Origin of the sequence: Roseixanthobacter psychrophilus (genome assembly GCF_043195195.1) — a bacterium.
Taxonomy (GTDB): Bacteria; Pseudomonadota; Alphaproteobacteria; order Rhizobiales; family Xanthobacteraceae; genus NCEH01.
Map to the genome: position 1 here is coordinate 1 of NZ_JBAFWT010000060.1, position 18,559 is coordinate 18,559.

20 protein-coding genes and 2 pseudogenes are annotated in these 18,559 nt (G+C 63.7%); 9 read left to right on the forward strand and 13 right to left on the reverse strand.

The window, feature by feature from the left end:
* From V5F77_RS26195 to V5F77_RS26230, 8 genes and pseudogenes are all read right to left on the reverse strand, one after another.
* The coding region (locus V5F77_RS26195) for a chromate transporter (RefSeq protein WP_429008067.1) at nucleotides 1–1,090 on the reverse strand (1,090 nt) is incomplete at its 3' end.
* 11 nt (nucleotides 1,091–1,101) lie between these two features.
* Nucleotides 1,102–1,920: pseudogene (locus V5F77_RS26200) on the reverse strand (chromate resistance protein ChrB domain-containing protein).
* Nucleotides 1,921–2,048: 128 nt separating this feature from the next.
* The gene (locus V5F77_RS26205; protein WP_429008068.1) at nucleotides 2,049–3,383 is read right to left on the reverse strand and encodes a hemolysin family protein; all 1,335 of its coding nucleotides are present in this window, start codon (nucleotides 3,381–3,383) and stop codon (nucleotides 2,049–2,051) included.
* A 116-nt stretch (nucleotides 3,384–3,499) separates the two neighbouring features.
* Complete coding sequence (locus tag V5F77_RS26210) at nucleotides 3,500–4,219, reverse strand: nickel/cobalt transporter (protein ID WP_429008078.1); 720 nt, start codon at nucleotides 4,217–4,219, stop codon at nucleotides 3,500–3,502.
* Nucleotides 4,220–4,224: 5 nt separating this feature from the next.
* The gene (locus V5F77_RS26215) at nucleotides 4,225–4,659 is read right to left on the reverse strand and encodes a YqaA family protein (RefSeq protein ID WP_429008069.1); all 435 of its coding nucleotides are present in this window, start codon (nucleotides 4,657–4,659) and stop codon (nucleotides 4,225–4,227) included.
* A gap of 90 nt (nucleotides 4,660–4,749) precedes the next feature.
* The gene (locus V5F77_RS26220) at nucleotides 4,750–6,651 is read right to left on the reverse strand and encodes a heavy metal translocating P-type ATPase (protein ID WP_429008070.1); all 1,902 of its coding nucleotides are present in this window, start codon (nucleotides 6,649–6,651) and stop codon (nucleotides 4,750–4,752) included.
* Between the two features lie 49 nt (nucleotides 6,652–6,700).
* The gene (locus V5F77_RS26225) at nucleotides 6,701–7,927 is read right to left on the reverse strand and encodes a nickel/cobalt efflux transporter (RefSeq protein WP_429008071.1); all 1,227 of its coding nucleotides are present in this window, start codon (nucleotides 7,925–7,927) and stop codon (nucleotides 6,701–6,703) included.
* Between the two features lie 7 nt (nucleotides 7,928–7,934).
* Nucleotides 7,935–8,216, reverse strand: a complete 282-nt coding sequence (locus tag V5F77_RS26230; protein WP_394072527.1) for a metal-sensing transcriptional repressor — start codon at nucleotides 8,214–8,216, stop codon at nucleotides 7,935–7,937.
* A gap of 105 nt (nucleotides 8,217–8,321) precedes the next feature.
* Between V5F77_RS26230 and V5F77_RS26235 the strand changes: the two genes are divergently transcribed.
* The 3 genes from V5F77_RS26235 to V5F77_RS26245 all read left to right on the forward strand — a co-directional run bounded on the left by V5F77_RS26235 (nucleotide 8,322) and on the right by V5F77_RS26245 (nucleotide 10,172).
* Nucleotides 8,322–8,711 carry a hypothetical protein gene (locus V5F77_RS26235; RefSeq protein ID WP_394086189.1) on the forward strand — a complete coding sequence of 130 codons (390 nt, stop codon included), beginning with the start codon at nucleotides 8,322–8,324 and terminating at the stop codon, nucleotides 8,709–8,711.
* A gap of 115 nt (nucleotides 8,712–8,826) precedes the next feature.
* Nucleotides 8,827–9,495 (forward strand): HupE/UreJ family protein, encoded by a 669-nt coding sequence (locus V5F77_RS26240; protein WP_394072548.1) that lies wholly within the window; start codon nucleotides 8,827–8,829, stop codon nucleotides 9,493–9,495.
* Between the two features lie 23 nt (nucleotides 9,496–9,518).
* The gene (locus tag V5F77_RS26245; protein ID WP_298316530.1) at nucleotides 9,519–10,172 is read left to right on the forward strand and encodes a transmembrane anchor protein; all 654 of its coding nucleotides are present in this window, start codon (nucleotides 9,519–9,521) and stop codon (nucleotides 10,170–10,172) included.
* Between the two features lie 499 nt (nucleotides 10,173–10,671).
* On the opposite strand, the gene V5F77_RS26250 is transcribed toward V5F77_RS26245, so the two are convergent.
* From V5F77_RS26250 to V5F77_RS26260, 3 genes and pseudogenes are all read right to left on the reverse strand, one after another.
* Complete coding sequence (locus tag V5F77_RS26250) at nucleotides 10,672–10,836, reverse strand: hypothetical protein (protein WP_298316528.1); 165 nt, start codon at nucleotides 10,834–10,836, stop codon at nucleotides 10,672–10,674.
* Nucleotides 10,837–10,844: 8 nt separating this feature from the next.
* Nucleotides 10,845–11,033 (reverse strand): annotated as a pseudogene (locus V5F77_RS26255) (FAD-dependent monooxygenase); the annotation flags it as partial.
* Nucleotides 11,030–11,668: a MucR family transcriptional regulator gene (locus tag V5F77_RS26260; protein WP_429008072.1), complete on the reverse strand. Its 639-nt coding sequence runs from the start codon at nucleotides 11,666–11,668 to the stop codon at nucleotides 11,030–11,032. The pseudogene V5F77_RS26255 and the gene V5F77_RS26260, both read right to left, overlap by 4 nt.
* A gap of 174 nt (nucleotides 11,669–11,842) precedes the next feature.
* On the opposite strand from V5F77_RS26260, the gene V5F77_RS26265 reads away from it, so the two are divergent.
* Nucleotides 11,843–12,706: a hypothetical protein gene (locus V5F77_RS26265; protein ID WP_298316525.1), complete on the forward strand. Its 864-nt coding sequence runs from the start codon at nucleotides 11,843–11,845 to the stop codon at nucleotides 12,704–12,706.
* Between the two features lie 75 nt (nucleotides 12,707–12,781).
* Here the strand turns inward: V5F77_RS26265 and V5F77_RS26270 are convergent, their stop codons facing one another.
* Nucleotides 12,782–13,483: an RES family NAD+ phosphorylase gene (locus tag V5F77_RS26270; protein ID WP_394103204.1), complete on the reverse strand. Its 702-nt coding sequence runs from the start codon at nucleotides 13,481–13,483 to the stop codon at nucleotides 12,782–12,784.
* Complete coding sequence (locus tag V5F77_RS26275) at nucleotides 13,476–14,162, reverse strand: hypothetical protein (RefSeq protein ID WP_429008073.1); 687 nt, start codon at nucleotides 14,160–14,162, stop codon at nucleotides 13,476–13,478. Before V5F77_RS26275 ends, V5F77_RS26270 begins: the two co-directional genes overlap by 8 nt.
* Before the next feature lie 164 nt (nucleotides 14,163–14,326).
* Between V5F77_RS26275 and V5F77_RS26280 the strand changes: the two genes are divergently transcribed.
* The 5 genes from V5F77_RS26280 to arsH are packed head-to-tail and all read left to right on the forward strand — an operon-like array spanning nucleotide 14,327 to nucleotide 17,426.
* Nucleotides 14,327–14,698 carry an ArsR/SmtB family transcription factor gene (locus tag V5F77_RS26280; RefSeq protein ID WP_394072514.1) on the forward strand — a complete coding sequence of 124 codons (372 nt, stop codon included), beginning with the start codon at nucleotides 14,327–14,329 and terminating at the stop codon, nucleotides 14,696–14,698.
* Nucleotides 14,691–15,218 (forward strand): arsenate reductase ArsC, encoded by a 528-nt coding sequence (locus V5F77_RS26285; RefSeq protein ID WP_429008074.1) that lies wholly within the window; start codon nucleotides 14,691–14,693, stop codon nucleotides 15,216–15,218. The genes V5F77_RS26280 and V5F77_RS26285 overlap by 8 nt, the downstream gene beginning before the upstream one ends.
* 8 nt (nucleotides 15,219–15,226) lie before the next feature.
* Nucleotides 15,227–15,652, forward strand: coding sequence for an arsenate reductase (glutaredoxin) (gene arsC, locus V5F77_RS26290; protein WP_429008075.1), 426 nt, complete (start codon nucleotides 15,227–15,229; stop codon nucleotides 15,650–15,652).
* A gap of 26 nt (nucleotides 15,653–15,678) precedes the next feature.
* Entirely contained in the window at nucleotides 15,679–16,734 is a 1,056-nt protein-coding gene (gene arsB, locus V5F77_RS26295) for an ACR3 family arsenite efflux transporter (RefSeq protein WP_429008076.1), read from the forward strand.
* Nucleotides 16,734–17,426, forward strand: a complete 693-nt coding sequence (gene arsH / locus V5F77_RS26300; protein WP_429008077.1) for an arsenical resistance protein ArsH — start codon at nucleotides 16,734–16,736, stop codon at nucleotides 17,424–17,426. The genes arsB and arsH overlap by 1 nt, the downstream gene beginning before the upstream one ends.
* Nucleotides 17,427–18,559: the final 1,133 nt, after the last annotated feature.

Genomic DNA, 18,559 nt, shown 5'->3' on the forward strand with positions numbered 1-18,559 from the left:
GCGCCCCAAGAAAGATCCAGAAAAAGCACGGTGCGAACATGACCCAGGTGGTCAGGAGAGCACCGAGACAGCCGGCCAGTAGCGGATCGAGAACGCCGGGCGTCCGATAGGCGGCGAGGAAGCCGACGAACTGGAGCACCATGATCAGCGGCCCCGGCGTCGTTTCGGCGAGGCCGAGCCCATCGACCATCTCGCCCGGCGCGAGCCAGCCGAAGGTGTCGACGGCGGCCTGCGCCACATAGGCGAGGACAGCATAGGCGCCGCCAAAGGTGACGACCGCCATCGAGCTGAAGAAGGCGCCGAGCTGGGTCCAGACGCTGGAGGTGCCGGTCAGGAGCCAGAGCAACAGGACCGGCCCGAGCCATATCGGCAGCCAGACGGCGATCACCCGAAAGGCCCGCCCCCAGGAGGGTTCGGCATGGGTAAGTTCGCCGCGCTCGAACATGAGATCGACGACGCCCTTGAACTCGGGCACGGCCCCCTTGGAGCCATGCCCCCCGGCGGCGAAGAGCTGCGGCGCCTGCCGGCTGCCGATCCAGCCAACGAGACCCGCGATCAGGATGATCAGCGGAAACGGAATGCGAAAGACGTAGATGCCGATGAAAGCCGCGACGGCAATCGCGATCATCACGCTGTTCTTGAGCGCCCGCCGACCGATCCGCAACACCGCCTCGACCACGACGGCGAGGACCGCCGCCTTGACGCCGAAGAACACCGCGTCGATCAGCGGCACCTCGCGGTACAGCACATAGAGGATGCTGAGGCCCAGCATGACGAAGGCGCCCGGCAGGACGAACAGGATGCCGGCGACGAGGCCGCCGACGGTTCGATGCATCAGCCAGCCGATATAGGTGGCGAGCTGCTGCGCCTCGGGTCCTGGCAGCAGCATGCAATAGTTGAGGGCGTGCAGGAAACGCTGCTCGCCGATCCAGCGGCGCTCCTCGACCAGTTCCTTGTGCATCAGGGCGATCTGTCCGGCCGGCCCGCCAAAGCTGAGAAGGCCGATCCTGGCCCATACCCTGGTGGCTTCAGCGAAGGTCGGGGCTGCAGGCGTGGAGACGGAATCATCCGTCGTGAGGGTGATCGACATGGTCGCCTCCCTCATGCCAGCTTCTGGCTAGACGGCCAGTTGTGCGTTTCCTCGGTCGCGTCGCGGGACCAGCGATAAAAGGCGTCGTAGAGCAGCAGGCCCGCTTCGAGCTGTTCGAGATCGTTGCGGAACATCCGCGATAGGCCCAGCGAGGCGGCGAGGAAGCCGGCCGCCTGCGGCACGAGATCAAGCCGCGCCGTGTCCGCCGCTCGCACGATGGTTGCCAGGCGGTCCAGTGGCTCCGAGGTCAGGCCGAACTCCTCGACCATGGTGTCGAAGGTGCAGCGTTCGCCACGGTGGCTCCAGAACACGTCGTCGATGTCGAAGGCGGTCGCGTTGAAGCGTTCGGCGACGGCGGCCACTTCGGTCGCCGCGACGAACAGGAACACGGCGGTCGGATCGATGAAGCGGCGGATGAGCCAGGGACAGGCGATGCGGTCGACCTTCGGTCGCGCGCGTGTCGCCCAGACGGTGCGGCCTTGCTCATCGCGCGGCGGCAGCTTTTCGGTCTTGACCAGCAGTCCGCCGGCCGACCTCCAGGCCTCGAAGCCGCCTTCGAGGGTTTCGGCACTGATTCCCCCATGGCGGAGCCAGGCGGTCACGCCCTGGCTGAGCTTCTGGCCCTTCTGGCAGACGACGACGACGTCGCGGCCGGCGAACTAGGCCGTCCAGTTCGTGACGGTCTGGAAGTTCCGGCGGACAGCCGCCGGGAGGAGACGCGGATCGGCGTCGTAGTCCTCGGGCGTGCGAACGTCGATGATCGCCGGTGCGGAGGGGATGCCGACCAGGCGGGCGAGTTGAGACGTGGTGATTTCGGTGTTAGACGGCATGAGCGTCCACTCCCTTGTGGGGAACGATGGACGCGATGTTTGGGCTGCCGCCTCACGGGGCAATCGCGAATAGCCCCTTAACCTCAACCTACCCGCAAGGTCCTCTATTCGCAAGCCTGTGGCTGGCCTCAAGACCCTTTCGCGGTCTCCCGACGGGCCAGCAGCTTGTCGATCCGCCTCCCGTCCATGTCGATGACTTCGAACCGCCAGCCCTCATAGTGGAAATGCTCCCCGACCTCGGGAAGGTGTCCGAGCCGAGCGAGCGCGAACCCGGCGATGGTGTGGAAATCGCCGTCCGCCGAACGCAGTTTGAAGCCGAGCCGGGCAAAGGCATCGTGCGCCGCCATCATGCCGTCGATCAGCAGCGAGCCATCCTCGCGCTCGACCACATCCGGGTCTTCACCTTCCGCGTCCGGCAGATCGCCGGCGATGGCCTCCAACAGGTCGGTCTGGGTGACGATGCCGTCGAGACTACCGTATTCGTCGATGACGATCGCCAGGCGCACCGGCGCCTTCTTGAAGCGCTCGAGCACGCGGAAGATCGGAGATGCTTCGTGGACGATCAGCGGTTCACGGATCACCGCCATTGGATCGAGGGTTTTTCCGTCGAGGACCTGATCGAGGAGATCCTTCTTCAGGATCATGCCGAGCGGCTCGTCAATGCTGCCACGGCCGACAAGAAGCTGCTCGTGGCGGCATTCGCGGATGGTGCGCAGGATCTCCTCCGCGCCGTCATCCGCATCGATCCAGTCGATGTCGCGGCGTGGCGTCATGATGTCGGCAATGCGCCGGTCGCCAATGTTGAAGACCCGCTCGACGACCTCCTGCTGGGCCTGATGAAGCAGGCCCGCTTCCTGGCTGGCGGCGACCAGCAGCTTGAGCTCCTCGGGTGAATGCAGTGATCCCTCACCGGCACCCGGCTGCAGTCCGCAGAGCCGCAGCACGAGGTTGCCCAAGCCGTTGAGCAAGATGATCGCCGGTCGGAGCAGGAACAGGAACATGCCGAGCGGCCGCACGACCCAGAGCGCCGTGGTCTCGCTGCGCTGGAGCGCAAGGCTCTTCGGCGCCAGTTCGCCGAGCACGATGTGCAGCGTGGTGATGATGGCGAAGGCAATGACGACGGCGATGGTGTGCGAGCCGGCGGTGGCGAGCGATCCGGGCAGGCCGCTCAACAGGGGCTCGATCAGATGCGCCAGCGCCGGTTCTCCGACCCAGCCGAGCGCCAGCGACGAAAGGGTGATGCCGAGCTGCGTCGCGGCAAGATTGGCGTCGAGATTGTCGACGGCGCGCTTGAGAGCGGAAGCGTTCATCTTCCCCGCCGCCACGAGTTCCGTGACACGGCTTCGGCGGACGGCAACGAGGGAAAATTCTGCCGCGACGAAAAATCCATTTGCGGCAACGAGAACAAGCACGGCGAGTATCCCGATCAGGTCGGCGATACTACTGCCATCGGTACCAGGCATGGTCTCCTCTCGGGCGGCGCCTGCCGCCTCGGACTGTGGATAGGCGATATACTTCTAGCATCGCCGGGTGACGATGGGGCAGACCGTCCGGCGGATGAAGCGGCTTGCTTCCGGCTTCATCGCCAGATCAGCTCGTGCATGGCTATGGCGGTGAGCAGCAGCCCCGCGCTCCCCTCGATGCCTCTTGTAATCCTGTCCAGCAGCAGCGGCCGGCCTTCGATCAGGTGAACGACCCTCTGGCGGAACAGGACGGTCGCGAGCGCCACCAGCGACAGGACCAGCGCAACGCCGATCATCATCGTGACGGCGAAGGCGACGCCGGCCTCCGGCACGCCCCGCGAAATCGCGAAGGTCATGACGAACAGCGTCAGCGGGCAAGGGATGAGGCCGGCCATGAAGCCGAAGGCCATGCCTTCGCCGTGGTCATGCTGGTGCGGCCTATGCCGGAAGGCGCGATACAGCATCCACAGGCCGATCAGGCCGAGAAGCCCACGGCTGACGTCTTCGAGCATCGGCGCGCGCCCGACGCTGCCCAGGCTGATCGAGACCAGCGGCAGCGCCAGCAGCGCGATGATCACCGACATGGTGACATGGGTGAAGGAGAGCGCGAGCGAGACGGTCAGACCACGGATCAGGCCGAGCGGCGATCCGGCAAGATAGGTGGCCAGCACCGCCTTGCTGTGGCCCGGCGTCATGGCGTGGGCGGCGCCGAAAAGGATGCCCATGGGCAGATAGACCAGAAACGCGCTCCAGCCGCCGCCATTGGCGAACGCGGTGATCTGGTTCGCAAAAGCCAGATAGATCTCGCGCTGGAAACTGATCAGCTCCTGGAGCATCTGCGTCATGCGAATCCCAATGTTGCGGCCGCGAGAACAAGGTAGCGGCCAATCTTGGCGATCGTGACAAGCAGCAGGAACATCGGGAACGGCTCACGCAGGACGCCGGCGACGACGGTGAGCGGATCGCCGATGATCGGCGCCCAGCTCAGCAGCAGCGACCATTTTCCATAGCGCCGATACCAGTGCTGCGCGCGCTCCAGCTTCGCGCCGCTTGCCGGGAACCAGGGCCGGTCCCGGAACCGCTCGATGCCGCGCCCGAGCAGCCAGTTGATCACCGATCCCAGCACATTGCCGACGCTCGCTACCGTGATCAGCAGCCACGGCGAATAATCCGCAAGCAGCAACCCGACCAGAACCGCTTCCGACTGCATCGGCAGGATGGTCGCGGCGGCAAGCGCTGCCATGAACAGGCCGGCATAGACGGCGAGATCGGCCATCACTCTGGTCCTGTCGAGTTGCTGCACTTGACCGGGATGAGGGTGCCGTAGCGACGAGCATGCTCAACGGCGAAAGGCCACAACGCATTGTCAAACGTCACGGATGCGAATGCGCAGCAATTTTGCTGAATTCAGGAATACCAGGATATCAGGACCCAAGTGCAACATGGCGGCCTCGATGGGGCCAATCCAGCCCATCAGCGCCGCGGTAATGCCCAAGACATGCACAACACCGACGCCAACGAAGAGGTTCTCTTGAATTGTCCGGTAAGCGCGTCGAGCAATCGCGCGGGCGCTGACAATTTTTGCGAGATCATCCTTCATCAATGCAATGTCGGCGGCCTCCAGCGCCGCCTGCGTGCCGCCGCCGCCCATCGCAATGCCGACATCGGCGCGTGCCAGCGCCGGCGCGTCGTTGATGCCGTCGCCGACCATCGCCACGCGATGGCCCTGCTTTTGCAGTTCGGCGATGGCGGCGACCTTGTCCTGCGGCATCAAATCGGCACGCACTTCATCCACGCCGAGTTCCTTAGCGATGGTCCGCGCCGTGGCCTCATTGTCGCCTGTCAACATCACCATGCGCTTGACCCCGGTCGCGCGGAGTCGTGCCAGCGCTTCGCGCGCACCGGGCCGCAATGTGTCCGCAATGAAGATCACGCCCGCGAACCTGCCATCGATCGCGACGTGAACCGGCGTCTGTCCGCCATTCTCGATCGCGTCGGAAAGCGGCACGCCGCTCTCGCGCAACAAGGATGCATTCCCGACCAGCACGGTACGGCCGGAGACCGTCGCCTTCACACCGCGCGCCTGCAACTGCTCATACTGCTCCGGTTCCGGGATGTCGATTTTCATCCGGGCGGCATAGTTGACGACTGCCTTCGCCAAGGGGTGAGCCGAGCGCCGATCAGCGGCGGCGGCAAGGCTGATCAGATCAGCTTCCGAAATCGTGCCGTCCTGCATCTCGACGCCGACGACCTCGGGCTTGTTCGCGGTCAAGGTGCCCGTCTTGTCGAACACCAGGACGTCGACCTTGGCCAACGACTCCAGATAGATGCCTCCTTTGACCAGAATTCCGCTGCGTGCGGCCCGCGCAATGGCTGCGATGATCACCAGCGGGGTCGCCAATCCGAGTTCGGCAGGCGATGTAAAAATCAGCAGAGTGACGATCATCCGGATGTCGCGAGTATAAAGATAAACCGCAACGAGGAAGATCAGCACGACCGGAATCAGCCATGACGCGACCTTGTCCGCCAGTTTCTGGACGGGTGCCTGTTCCGCTTCGGCATTCTCGACCAGACTGATGATGCGGGCAAAGGTGGTGTCGGCACCGACCTTCTCGGTCTCGATGTCCAAAGCGCCGGATTCGACGATGGTCCCCGCAAAGACATCGGCACCGTCGCTTTTGTCCTTCGGAATGCTCTCGCCCGTGATCGACGCTTCGTTGACCGAAGCCGCTCCGCCGACGACGGTGCCGTCGACCGGGATCTTCTCGCCGGCCCGCACCAAGACAACGTCGCCTGCGCGCAGTTTCTCGATCGGGACAATGCGTTCGCCGCGCGCGTCTCTCACAAGCGCAACCTGCGGCACGGAGCCGATCAGGTCTTTGATAGAGGCTCGCGCGCGAGCCATATTCAGATCGGCGATGAACTCGGCGATCAGAATGATCACCATGAGGACCGCGCCGGCGACGGTCTCGCCTCCGATCAGCGCGACCACCGTGGCGATGGTGACGAATATCTCGGTGCCGATCTTGCGCTCATTTACGAGGTCAACGACGCCGGTCTTGACAAGCGGATACAAGCCGATGGCAACGGCCACCCACAAGGCTTGTATCGGAATGAGCTGCCGCCAATACAGCAACGCCATCAGGCCGGTAAAGACGATGCGCGCGACCTCGAACCAACGCTCGCGCGTCATCAGCGATCGCCAGCCCTGTGGAACCGCCATGGGCGCCGGTGCAACGCTTTCGGCGCCTGATATCTCGGACATCATGATCGGCTCGCTATCTCGGATTGCGGTCTTGGCTTGAAACGTGAGCGCATCAGGCCCCGGCGGCGGATAGTCCCGCCCAACCGTGGTATCCGACGTAGAGGCCGACCGCGATGATGAGGAGGCTGGAGAAATAGGGGGCCCGCCGGGCGAAGGTCGAGAACCACGACCAGCGCTTGGTCGCGTGGCGGACGCTCAGTGCCGCAGCCGCGCCGACGGTGACAAGGGTGATGGCCAGACCGATCGAGAAGCACAGCACCAGCGCGAAGCCGAGCGTGAACTCCTTGAGCTGAAGGCAGAGCAGCAGGACGGTGATCGCCGCCGGGCATGGGATCAGACCGCCGGTCAGCCCGAACATGATGATCTGCCAGGTGGTGACGTCGCGGTCGGCAAACTGGCGGCGGATGTCGTTGGCGTGCGCCAGCTCGTGCGCGTCTTGATAGCCGTCGGTCGCCACCTCGAGCCCGCGCAGTTCCTCGTGCATGTGGTCGTGGCCCTGTCCCTCGACGAAGGACAGGTCGTAGTCGTGGGTGTGGCCGCCATGGCCGAGGCTGACCCGCGCCATGAACTCATGCGGCTCGGGAATCTCGTCGACGGATTCGAGATAGCCGCCACGGTCGACGAAGGTGAAGGCCCGCCGTGCGCCGTCCGGCCGCTCGGTGACGACGGTCACGTCACCGGCCGTCCAGGCGTGACCGCGCTCGGTGCGGATGCGCCAGCGCGGCGGCACGCCATCCTCGAACACCTCGACCGCGACGACGCCATGGCCAGTGTCGATGCGGCGGATATCCTCCCCATGGGCATGACCGCCATGGCCATGGCCATGATCGTGCCCATGATGACCCTCATGGGCGTGGCTATCATCATGATCTCCATGTGGGTGAGGATGATCGTGCCCATGGCCGTGATCGCCGGCTGCGGCCTTGGCCCGCTGCTGATCCTGCCACGTGCGCCAGAGCATCCACAGCGCGATCGCGATGATGATCGCTGCCGAGGCGAGCTGGAAATACGGCTCGAACGTCTCGGCATCGACACCCCGCCAGAGATACATGCCGCCGAGCGCGATGCCCCACACGACGAGGGTGTGCGACGCCGTCGCCGCCAGGCCGAGCAGCACGGCCTGCGTCACGGTTCCACGGACGGCGACGATGAAGGCCGCCATCATCGTCTTGGAATGGCCGGGCTCCAGCCCGTGCAGCGCACCGAGCAGGATCGCGCTCGGGATGAACAGCCAGGCGTGGCCGGAACTCTGTTGGATCAGCTCGGCGAAGGACGGCATCGGGGACTCACAGGTACTTGGTGATTTCCTTGAACTCGTCGATCGAGCGGCGCTGCTCGCGCGCCAGCGGGCCGACGACGTCTTCAAGGCAATGGTCGAGATGGTCCTGGATCAGCGTCCGCTTGGCCTGACAGACTGCCTTCTCGACCGCATGAAGCTGCTGGGCGATATCGAGGCAGGGTCTGCCGGCCTCGATCATTTCGATGATGCCCTTGAGGTGCCCATCGGCGCGCTTCAGCCGCTTGACGATCTCGGGGTGGGTTTCGTGGACGTGAAGGGTTTCGTTCATGGGCTTGATACTATCCCCCTGGAGAGGATATGAAAAGGCGTCGACCGGCAGATGATTCCGGCCCGACAACGATTCGTTAAGATTTGAGTGAATAGTCGTTGAGCTATGCCGAACTGGGCCTACAGCGCAGCCTTTCGCTTCGTCATCGCCGTCGCGATGACGATCGGCATGCTGTTGTCCCCAATGGGCAGCTCCGCCTCGCACAATCCGGTCGCGCTTGCGTCCGCCGAAGCAGCCCGTCATGCTGAATTGGCAGCGCAGATCGAAGCACACGACCACAGCCATGACGACGGCGAAGCCGACGAGCAGAGCCCTGGCCATTCCCACGGCCACAATCCAGCCGATCATACCCATGAGACAGCGAGCATGCTTCCCGGCATCGCACAGCCGGCTCCCTCGATAGGTCGGAGTTGGCTGGCTTACCCGCCGTCGTTTGCCGATCTGGAAACCCGTTTCCGGCTTGAACGCCCTCCGAGACCGATCCTCCTCGCATGATCGCGGCCGCGCACGCGGCCACCCTCAAACGACGACGATAGGAATTCTCATGCAAGGACCCTTCTACGAGGGCCCGCCACGCACGCCTTGCGCGCGCTGGCGGCTCGCCCTTCCCATGCTCATCGCTCTCCTGACCCTGCCGCTGCTCGGCGGGGCGGCCTTCGCCCATGCCGTGGCCGAAGGCGACAAGGGCTACATCCAGGAGATCACCGGCATCAACCTGCTGCCCTTCATCTATCTCGGCGCCAAGCACATGGTGACGGGATACGACCACATCCTGTTCCTGTTCGGCGTGATCTTCTTCCTCTACCGGATGAAGCACATCGGCATCTATGTGAGCCTGTTCGCGCTCGGCCACTCCACGACCATGCTGCTCGGCGTCTATTTCAACGTCGGGATTAACAGCTACATCATCGATGCGATCATCGGCCTGTCGGTGGTCTACAAGGCGCTCGACAATATGGGCGCCTTCCAGCGCTGGCTCGGCTTCCAGCCGAACACCAAGATCGCCACCCTGATCTTCGGCTTCTTCCACGGCTTCGGCCTGTCGACCAAGATCATCGAATACAACATCTCGCCCGACGGTCTCGTGCCGAACCTTCTCGCCTTCAATGTCGGCGTGGAAATCGGCCAGCTCCTGGCGCTCGCCGCCATCCTGATCGTCATGGGCTACTGGCGCCGAACCGACAGCTTCTGGCGCCATGCCTACACTGCCAACACCGTCATGATGACCGCCGGGTTCGTGCTGATCGGCTATCAGCTCACCGGCTGGGTCGTCTCCTGAACATCCGAAAAAGGATTCCTCCCATGTACAACACCGATATTCCGACCCGCGCCGAGCTGCCGACCTCGAAGCAGCTTCTCCGCTCCACCATCATCGCCATCGTCGCGGCGGCGGCGATCCTGGTCACCATCGTCCTGCCGGCCGAGTACGCCATCGACCCGACCGGCATCGGGCGCGCGCTTGGCCTGGCCGAGATGGGCGAGATCAAGACCCAGCTCGCCGATGAGGCGGAACGGGATCGTGCAGCCGGCCAGCAGGGAGAAATCCCGGCCGCGCTGCCGACGCCTGATCAACGTTCCAGCCTGGCCGCCAGGATCTTCGCCGAGCTGGTGATCGGTTCGGCTGCGGCGCAGACCCCGGCAGGCCGCACTGATGTGATGACGATCACGCTGAAGCCGGGCGAAGGCACCGAGGTCAAGCTGGTGATGAATCAGGGTGCCCGCGTGAACTTCTCTTGGACCGTCACCGGAGGTGTCGTGAACTTCGACCTTCATGGCGACGGCGGCGGGCAGCAGACCAGCTACGAGAAGGGGCGCTCGGTGCCGGGCGCCGAAGGAGTGCTGGAGGCTGCCTTCGACGGCAACCACGGCTGGTTCTGGCGAAACCGCGACCGCGCCGACGTTACGTTGACGCTGCGTACCAATGGCGACTACGCGGAGATCAAGCGGGCGCTTTGACCAAGCCCCTCATGGCCGACTTTCGACGATGAAGCGAGGCGGCCTGCTCACCGAGCAGGCCGCCTGACGGAACAATCTCGCTGGCCGAGGCATTCGTTCACGAGGCTGTCGGCCTCACCGAGGAGGATTCGTCCAGCTCCGTCAGACAGGCCTTCTACGAGGGCTCCCGCGCGACGGCTATGTTATCGTCCGGGGCGAGCGGCGCGAGCCGCCAACATTGCGCGCCGCTTTCCCTAAAGATCTTCATGGCCGAGTCGGATTCCGATGATCGAAAGGGACCGTGGAGACCGCTCGATCGTTAGTGGTTGCCGGTGCAGCGTTGAGGTGCTGCTCGAGCTGCGCGATCGCTCCGGAGCCGAGGGCGACGCGGGCAAATCCCGTCGCCAGGAAGGTTCGGCGGTCCATCGGAAAACCTCCCGAGCAGAATGGCGTCGACATGACGATAGGGAATGGACCAGCCTCGCGCGGCCGGCGCAAGACGCTCCCGCCGATCCGCCATTCACGGCCGCGCGAGCGGGAAGTCACGCCATCGCGGCCGCCACCATCCGCCGCGCCTCAAGGTCGCGGCGTGAAAGCGCCCGGCTTCGGCAACCGCCGCAAGGCGATGCTCAAGGACATCGCGGTCCTGACCGATGTTCACGTCGAGCACAAACTCGTCGAGCAAGCCCGACTCATCATCTCCAGCGCGGGTAGGTGAATCGTGTCACCATGAAAATCGCGCAGGAAATCCTCGTGCTTCTCGACGACCGTCACATCGACGCCGGCTTGGGCGAGCAGCAAGCCGAGCATGGGCCAGGCCGGCCCTGCCTCGACGATGACGCAGCCGGTGTCGAGGTCTCCCGCTGCGCCGACCGTCGTCATGAATCGGTGGTTGTGGCGGCCTTGCGTCGCCTCTTGGGTCTTGCGGCCGGTTCCACCACCGGCTCAGCAACGGCTTTCGTCCTGCGTGGTGCGCGCTTCGACGCGGCGGTGTCCGGCGCAGCCACAACCGCGGTCGGTGCGCTTGCCTTGATGCGCGAGGCGCGTTTCGGCTTCTCCTCGACCACAGGTGCGGCCTCGACGATTGGCTCAGGCACGGGAGCGGCAGCCTTGCGCAACTGGCCAAGGCCGGACGCCTTCGCCAGCGCTGAGCGGGATTGCGCATAGCTCGGCGCGACCATCGGGTAGTCGGCCGGAAGGTTCCATTTCTGCCGATACTCTGCGGGCGTCAGACCATATTGCGTGCGGAGATGCCGCTTCAGCGATTTGAATTTCTTGCCGTCTTCGAGACAGATGATGAAATCCGGCGTGACCGATTTGCGCACCGACACCGCCGGTCCCGGTTTCTTCTCCGGCCCAATCGGCGCCGCAGCGCCCAGCGACCGGAGGGCAGCGTGGATGTCATCGATCAATTTCGGCAGCTCGGCCGTCGGTACGGAATTGTTGGAAACGTAGGCTGCGACGAGCGCGGCGGAAACCGCCACCAGGTCGGGGGTGTCGGACTGCTCCGGATGCATCCTTGAGTGCCCTTTGTGTTCAATGAGCGCCGCGCTGGACTTGGAATTGCGCGACAGTCACTATTTCAACCATTCGTGGTCCACATCAACTCCGATCGGCGGCGGCGGGCGCCTTCGGTGCTGGACGTCGGATTACACGGCGCATGTAAATAGAACTCCTTAGGGCAACTGACGATGGGGAAGGCGCCGGATTTCGGGCAACGGCAGGCGAAGCTCATCTGCCAGATGCCCTATGACGAGTTGCTCCGATTTATCGCGGAAGGACTGCCCATTCTCCTGGAGAGTGCCAGAGGATTTTGGTCAGCCTCTTGCCATCTGTCAGCGCAGCCACGCGAGGCTGAGGTGTTGGCAGGCTTCGCGCAGGAGGAAGCGGCAAAGATTCTGATTTTGATGGATGCCGTGCGCTGCCCAAGGCACCTCATCGCCGCGAGATTGAGCCAGATCGTCAGTCGGTTCTACGGCCATCTCGAGCGATTGATTTATGCCGAGGTTTGCGACGGATGGAGCCAGGACATTGCGGACCTTCGAAAGCGCGTCGAGCCTCTTCGCAAATCTCATTACATAGAAGGTGATGTCGGAGAGTATATCGTTCCGAACGCAAATCTCTATCGGCGCGAAAGTAAACTCTATGCGGACATCGAAGCCTATGAGGACCGCGTTCCAATCTGGAATGCACCGAAGACCTATCCTGGTTTCTTCGAGCCCCGGAAGCCATCCGTTCTTGCTGTCGCCGAAGCGATGGCCGCATTGGGGATGTTTTCATTGCCTGGCCTGAACGCAACAGCGCAGGTGTGGGGAGCGCTGGATTTTGTCGAGCATGAATCGCTGCGAGATGCAGAACGGCTCACGGATCAACTTGTCGAGCGGCTCGTTACGGAGGCGTTGCCCGCCGACTTTGCAACACAAGATCATGTCTTTGTACTCGGTCGACACTGGCCGTTACCAATGTATAACGTCGAGCTCAAAATGGTTGATGTGTCGCTGGAGGATTTGAAGCAGGAGCAGGACCGGATTTTGTGGGCAGAAGCCGGTTACTAGTCACGAACAGCTCGTTGATTATCGGTTTTCACGCAGGCTTTCGTTCCACCCGTTGCCTTGCGGTCTAATACCGCGTCAGGATTTCCCGGAGACGACCTTCACCCCGATGCGATCCGCGAGGGAGATCAGGTCCGCATAGACGCCGGGTGTGCCGATAACCTCGAGCGACGGGGCGATCATGCGCAGCGCGTCGGCCGGAAGCCGGTTGCCGAACAGGATGATCGCGAGCGCACGATCATCCTGCCTTGAAACCCAACATAGTCCGTGAATGTCGGGGCGTGCGGCGTAGAATGCCTCAGCCCAAGGGCGGGTTTGCGGGTAGCGATCTTTCTCAGTGTCGATGAGCTCGATGCGCCGGACGCCCAATCTGCGAAGTGCCGTGGCGCTGAGATCGGCAAGGACGAGATCCTGGTGTGGCTCCAGCCGCGAATAGGTCTGACCCGTGAGTTTGCCCTTGTCGTAGGTCTTGAGACCCGATGAGAAAGGGACATCGTGAAAAACGGTCTCCATGGCGGCGCAATCGAAAGTCGTGCCGCCATAGAGCGTCGGGATTGCAACGTCGGCGCCGTCGACGATCGGGCTGAAGCGCGCATTGCCCTTGAGGCCCGGGTTGAACTGATCGCCGAGATAGGCGTCCAGGTGCATCCGATGAATGATCTGGCCCTTGGGCCAGATCACCGTTGAGGTCTTTGCTCCCAAGTCCGCCGGAGGAGGGGGCGTTGCATCGTCGGGGGCCTTCGCCTTTGCGTGCTTCGGCTCGGCCGGCGGCTTAGCCATGCGTCACGCCTTGCCGCTCATCTTCGGCCGCCGCGATCACGCGCTCAGACTGCTCCACCAGGAGATCCTGCGGACGCTTGCCGCTGAGGAAGCTGTTGTCCGAGGCGAACCAGTATGCGAGCCCCCAATCGTCCTTGCTGCCGTTAAAGACCTTGAGCACGGCGGCGAGAGCCTTGAGCGGGCGATAGCCCGTCTTCGGATCCAGCGCGTAGCCAGGAAAGTAATCGATCCCCCGATGCCGAACTGCGAAGATAATGCCATCCTTCTTCCACTTGTTCGGCTGGGCGCTGGGATTGTTGGTACTGAAGCCGGCCATCTCGGCGATCTGGGCCGCCGTCAGCCATTCACCGCTCTCCAGCACGGCCTTGCGCGCCTCAGCCGTCATCCGCGCCTCGAGCAACATATGCTGGGGGGGAGGGACGTGAGGCACCAACAGTTCAAGGATCGACTGCATGGCCTCAGTCTCGCGGCGTGCGAGAATGGCGCCGACAAGCGGTGCGATGCTCTCGAACGTCTCGGCGAGCGCGCGCACGGCCGGCTCACTGCCGTGTTCGAGGGTCAAAGCGATGACCTGCTTCGGCTTACCGCCGAGATGGTCGAGACGATGCCGGACCTGCTCCGGCGTGCCGGTCATCGTGGCGAAGCCGGCGAGTGCGCCAGTCGCATCGGTGGCAGCCATGGCCGCGTTCCCTTCGTTGGTTATCATGGTTATCCATATAAATAGATAACCAGAATAATCAAGATGGATTCGCCGCAGCCTCCGCGCAGCTGCCGTCTCAGGCAGGTGACCTTCACTACCATGCTTGGCTGGACATGATTCCATATATCGATTAATCTCGAATTATGGAATCAGAAAGAGCCATTCTCGCCTTCGCGGCGCTTGCCCAGTCGACGCGCCTCGACGTGTTCCGGCTGCTGATCGCACGCGAACCGGAAGGGCTGCCGGCCGGCGACATCGCCCGGCACATGAGCGTACCGCAGAACACCATGTCGACCCATCTGGCGATCCTGACACGCGCCGGGCTCATCGAAGCCGAGCGGCAAAGCCGGTCGATCATCTACCGAGCCAAGCTTGATGCGGTGCGCGAGCTTGCCTTCTACCTCGTCAAGGATTGCTGCGGCGGGCGCCCGGAGATCTGCGCCCCGTTGATCGCCGACCTGTCGCCCTGCTGCACACCCAAAAATGAAGCCACCCAGGAGGCTGTTCATGAGTGACCGTATCTACAATGTCCTCTTCCTTTGCACGGGCAATTCGGCGCGGTCGATCCTCGCCGAGAGCATTCTCAACAAGGATGGCGGCGGCCGCTTCCGTGCCTTCTCCGCCGGCAGCCAACCGAAAGGGACTGTCAATCCGTTCGCGCTGAAGGTGCTGGAGAGCTTCGACTATCCGACCGAGGGCTTCCGCTCGAAGAGCTGGGAGGAGTTCGCGATGCCGGATGCCCCTGTCATGGATTTCGTGTTCACCGTCTGCGACAATGCCGCGGGCGAGACATGCCCGATATGGCCGGGCCAGCCGATGACGGCCCATTGGGGGATCGAGGATCCCGCCGTGGTCGAAGGCCTGGATATCCAGAAGCAGGCCGCCTTTGTCGCTGCCTTCCGTTATCTCAGGAACCGGATTTCGGTCTTCGCGGCTTTGCCGGTCGCAAGCCTCGACAAGGCCTCGCTCAAGGCGAAGCTCACCGAAATCGGCCAATTCGAAGGGGCAACCTCGCCCCGCCACAGCGCGGCGTGAGGTCGATCATGGATGTCATCATCTATCACAACCCCGACTGTGGTACCTCGCGCAACGCGCTGGCGCTGATCCGCAACGCCGGTGTCGAACCGCATGTCATCGAATATCTGAAGACACCACCGTCGCGGGCGATGCTCCTCCAGTTGATCGCGCGGATGGGGATTTCCACGCGCGAGCTGCTGCGGGAAAAAGGCACGCCCTATGCTGAACTGGGCCTGGGCGATCCGAGCCTGACCGACGATCAGCTTCTCGACGCCATGCTGGCGCATCCGATCCTGATCAACCGGCCGATCGTCGTTTCGCCGAAAGGCGTGAGACTCTGCCGGCCGTCAGAAGAGGTTCTCGATCTGCTGCCTTCGCAACTGGGCGCGTTTACCAAGGAAGAAGGCGAGCGCGTCATCGACGAGCGCGGCCGCCGCGTTGCGTCGGCGTGAGGAAGAATTCGGCGTGAGGAAGAACCATGTCCATTTTTGAACGCTGGCTCACCCTCTGGGTCGCCTTGTGCATTGTCGCCGGCATCGCGCTCGGGCACGTCATGCCCGGCGCCTTCCAGGCGGTCGGCGCTGCCGAGATCGCCAAGGTCAATCTGCCGGTCGCCGTGCTGATCTGGCTGATGGTCATTCCCATGCTGCTGAGGATCGACTTCGCCGCCCTCGGTGAGGTCGGCCGCCACTGGCGCGGCATCGGCGTCACCCTGTTCATCAATTGGGCGGTCAAGCCGTTCTCCATGGCGCTGCTCGGCTGGCTGTTCATCGGCTGGCTGTTCCGGCCGCATCTGCCCGCCGACCAGATCGACAGCTATATTGCCGGCCTCATCATCCTCGCCGCCGCGCCTTGCACCGCGATGGTGTTCGTCTGGTCGAACCTGACCAAAGGCGAGCCGCATTTCACGCTCTCCCAGGTGGCGCTCAACGACGCCATCATGGTGGTGGCCTTCGCGCCGATCGTCGGCCTGCTGCTCGGACTCTCCGCCATCACCGTGCCCTGGGGCACGCTGGTGCTATCGGTGGTGCTGTACATCGTCATTCCGGTGATCATCGCGCAGCTTCTCCGGCGCCGGCTGCTGGCGACCGGCGGACCGGCGGCGCTCGACCGGCTGCTGGGCCGGCTCGGTCCGCTCTCGCTGGTCGCGCTGCTGGCGACGCTGGTGCTGCTGTTCGGCTTCCAGGGCGAGCAGATCATCGCGCAGCCGCTGGTGATCGGGCTTCTTGCCGTGCCGATCCTGATCCAGGTCTATTTCAATGCCGGCCTCGCCTATATCCTCAACCGCATGGCGGGCGAGCAGCATTGCGTCGCCGGCCCCTCGGCGCTGATCGGCGCATCGAACTTCTTCGAGCTGGCGGTCGCCGCTGCGATCAGCCTGTTCGGCTTCCATTCCGGGGCTGCGCTCGCGACCGTCGTCGGGGTGCTGATCGAAGTCCCGGTGATGCTTACCGTTGTCTGGATCGTGAACAGGTCCAAGGGCTGGTACGAGCGCGGCGACAAGCTCGTGGCGATTGCCGAGGCCCACCGTTGATGCCGGACGATCTGCCCAACGTCGCCGCCGACTGCCTCGACGTGCCAACCATCGACCGGCTGCACGCGACGCCCTCAACGCATCCACCGCGAATCCTGTTGCTCTACGGATCGCTGCGCGAACGCTCCTACAGCCGGTTCCTGACGCTGGAGGCCGAACGCCTACTCAAGCACTTCGGCGCGGAAACCCGCATCTTCGATCCGTGTGGCCTGCCGCTACCGGACGGCGCGGAGATCGACCATCCGAAGGTGCGAGAACTGCGCGATCTATCGGCATGGTCCGAGGGTCAGGTCTGGACCAGCCCGGAGCGGCACGGCGCCATGAGCGCGGTGATGAAGGCGCAGATCGACTGGATACCGCTATCGGTTGGCGCGATACGGCCGACGCAGGGCCGGACGTTGGCCCTCATGCAGGTGTCCGGCGGTTCGCAGAGCTTCAACGCGGTCAACCAGCTTCGTGTGCTCGGCCACTGGATGCGCATGGTGACAATCCCCAACCAGTCTTCCGTCGCCAAGGCTTACGAGGAATTCGACGAGGCGGGCCGCATGAAGCCATCCTCCTATTACGACCGGGTGGTCGACGTGATGGAGGAATTGGTTAAGTTCACGCTGCTGACACGCGATCTCTCCCCCTATCTCACCAACCGCTACAGTGAGCGCAAAGAAGCGGCGGAGAAGCTAGCTACCGCATGAACTTCGGCAATCGCCGTTTCCAACGTTGCCCATGCGGCAAACAATCTTGCCCCTCCAGCAGTCTTCGGCGCCGGCGGACTGCCGGGAGTGAAGCGGCGCGCGGCTCGGAAGTCCCAGCCCTCGCTCCATCATCCCCTGCCGGCGCCATCTGCGGGCCTGCACCGATATCGGCAGGCGCGGAAACCGCAACTTGCTTCCGCGCCTTTGTCTTGCGAGGTGACGCTCTCGCTTCGATTGCCGGTGATGACGGGTCATGCAGCCGAAGGGGATCGTCCTGGGCCTGCTCGGTTACAGGCGTGCGGTCGCCTTCAACCGTAAGGACCGGCAAGACACGCGGCTCCGTCGGCACCGAATTGAAAGTGGGACTCGACTGGCTTGTGATCTCGAACAGTGCGGAGGCTGCTGCCTGCGGAGATTTCGGGATCGAATCAGCTGCGGGTGTCGGAAGGCTCGCAGCCATATCCCTTGCCGAGATCGTCGACGGTCCGAAGGCTTTTCGCGCGCTGCGCTTGTATTCGACAACAAAAGGCTTCGTCGGGCGTTTCATGGAACCGATTCAAGTTGGGAGATCTTTCTCCATTAGCACAGGTCAATGAGGGCATGAATCCTTAACTTCTCAACTGAGTTCCCGTGAGATCTCGAGTTCGGCGGGCTGCGCGATCGGCTCGGCACGGAGATGCTGGCCTGGCGGGAGCGCCGACCCCGCTGTAGGGTGACGTCGAGCTTCGGGTGTATCGGGCCGATGCTGGCCAGGGCGGGATGGCCTTGGCATCAGGCCTGGGTGTTTGCATAGAGCTTGGACCGTGGCTGGGGATCGACGTGAGGGTTCCTGCCGTTGGTGCTGGTCCGTGGTTCCGGCGGGCGCTGGCGCGGCGCGGCCGGCGGGATCGGGCGGAGCGCAGCAATTGTCCATCGCGGTGCCGGGGGAGCGAGGGCGTCCTGAGCGGCCATGACGGATACCGGACGAGGCGGCGCTGCGGCGCGCGTCCTGTCGAGGGCGGGCGTGGCCTGGAGGGTGTCCCCTGTGGTCGGTGGCTTCGAAGCCCATCCCCTCCTCTTTGCCGCCTGTGTCCGGGTCTCGGCCGCCTAGTGCCGTCAACCCCGCTGGCCACCCCACGATGCGGGCATCGCGG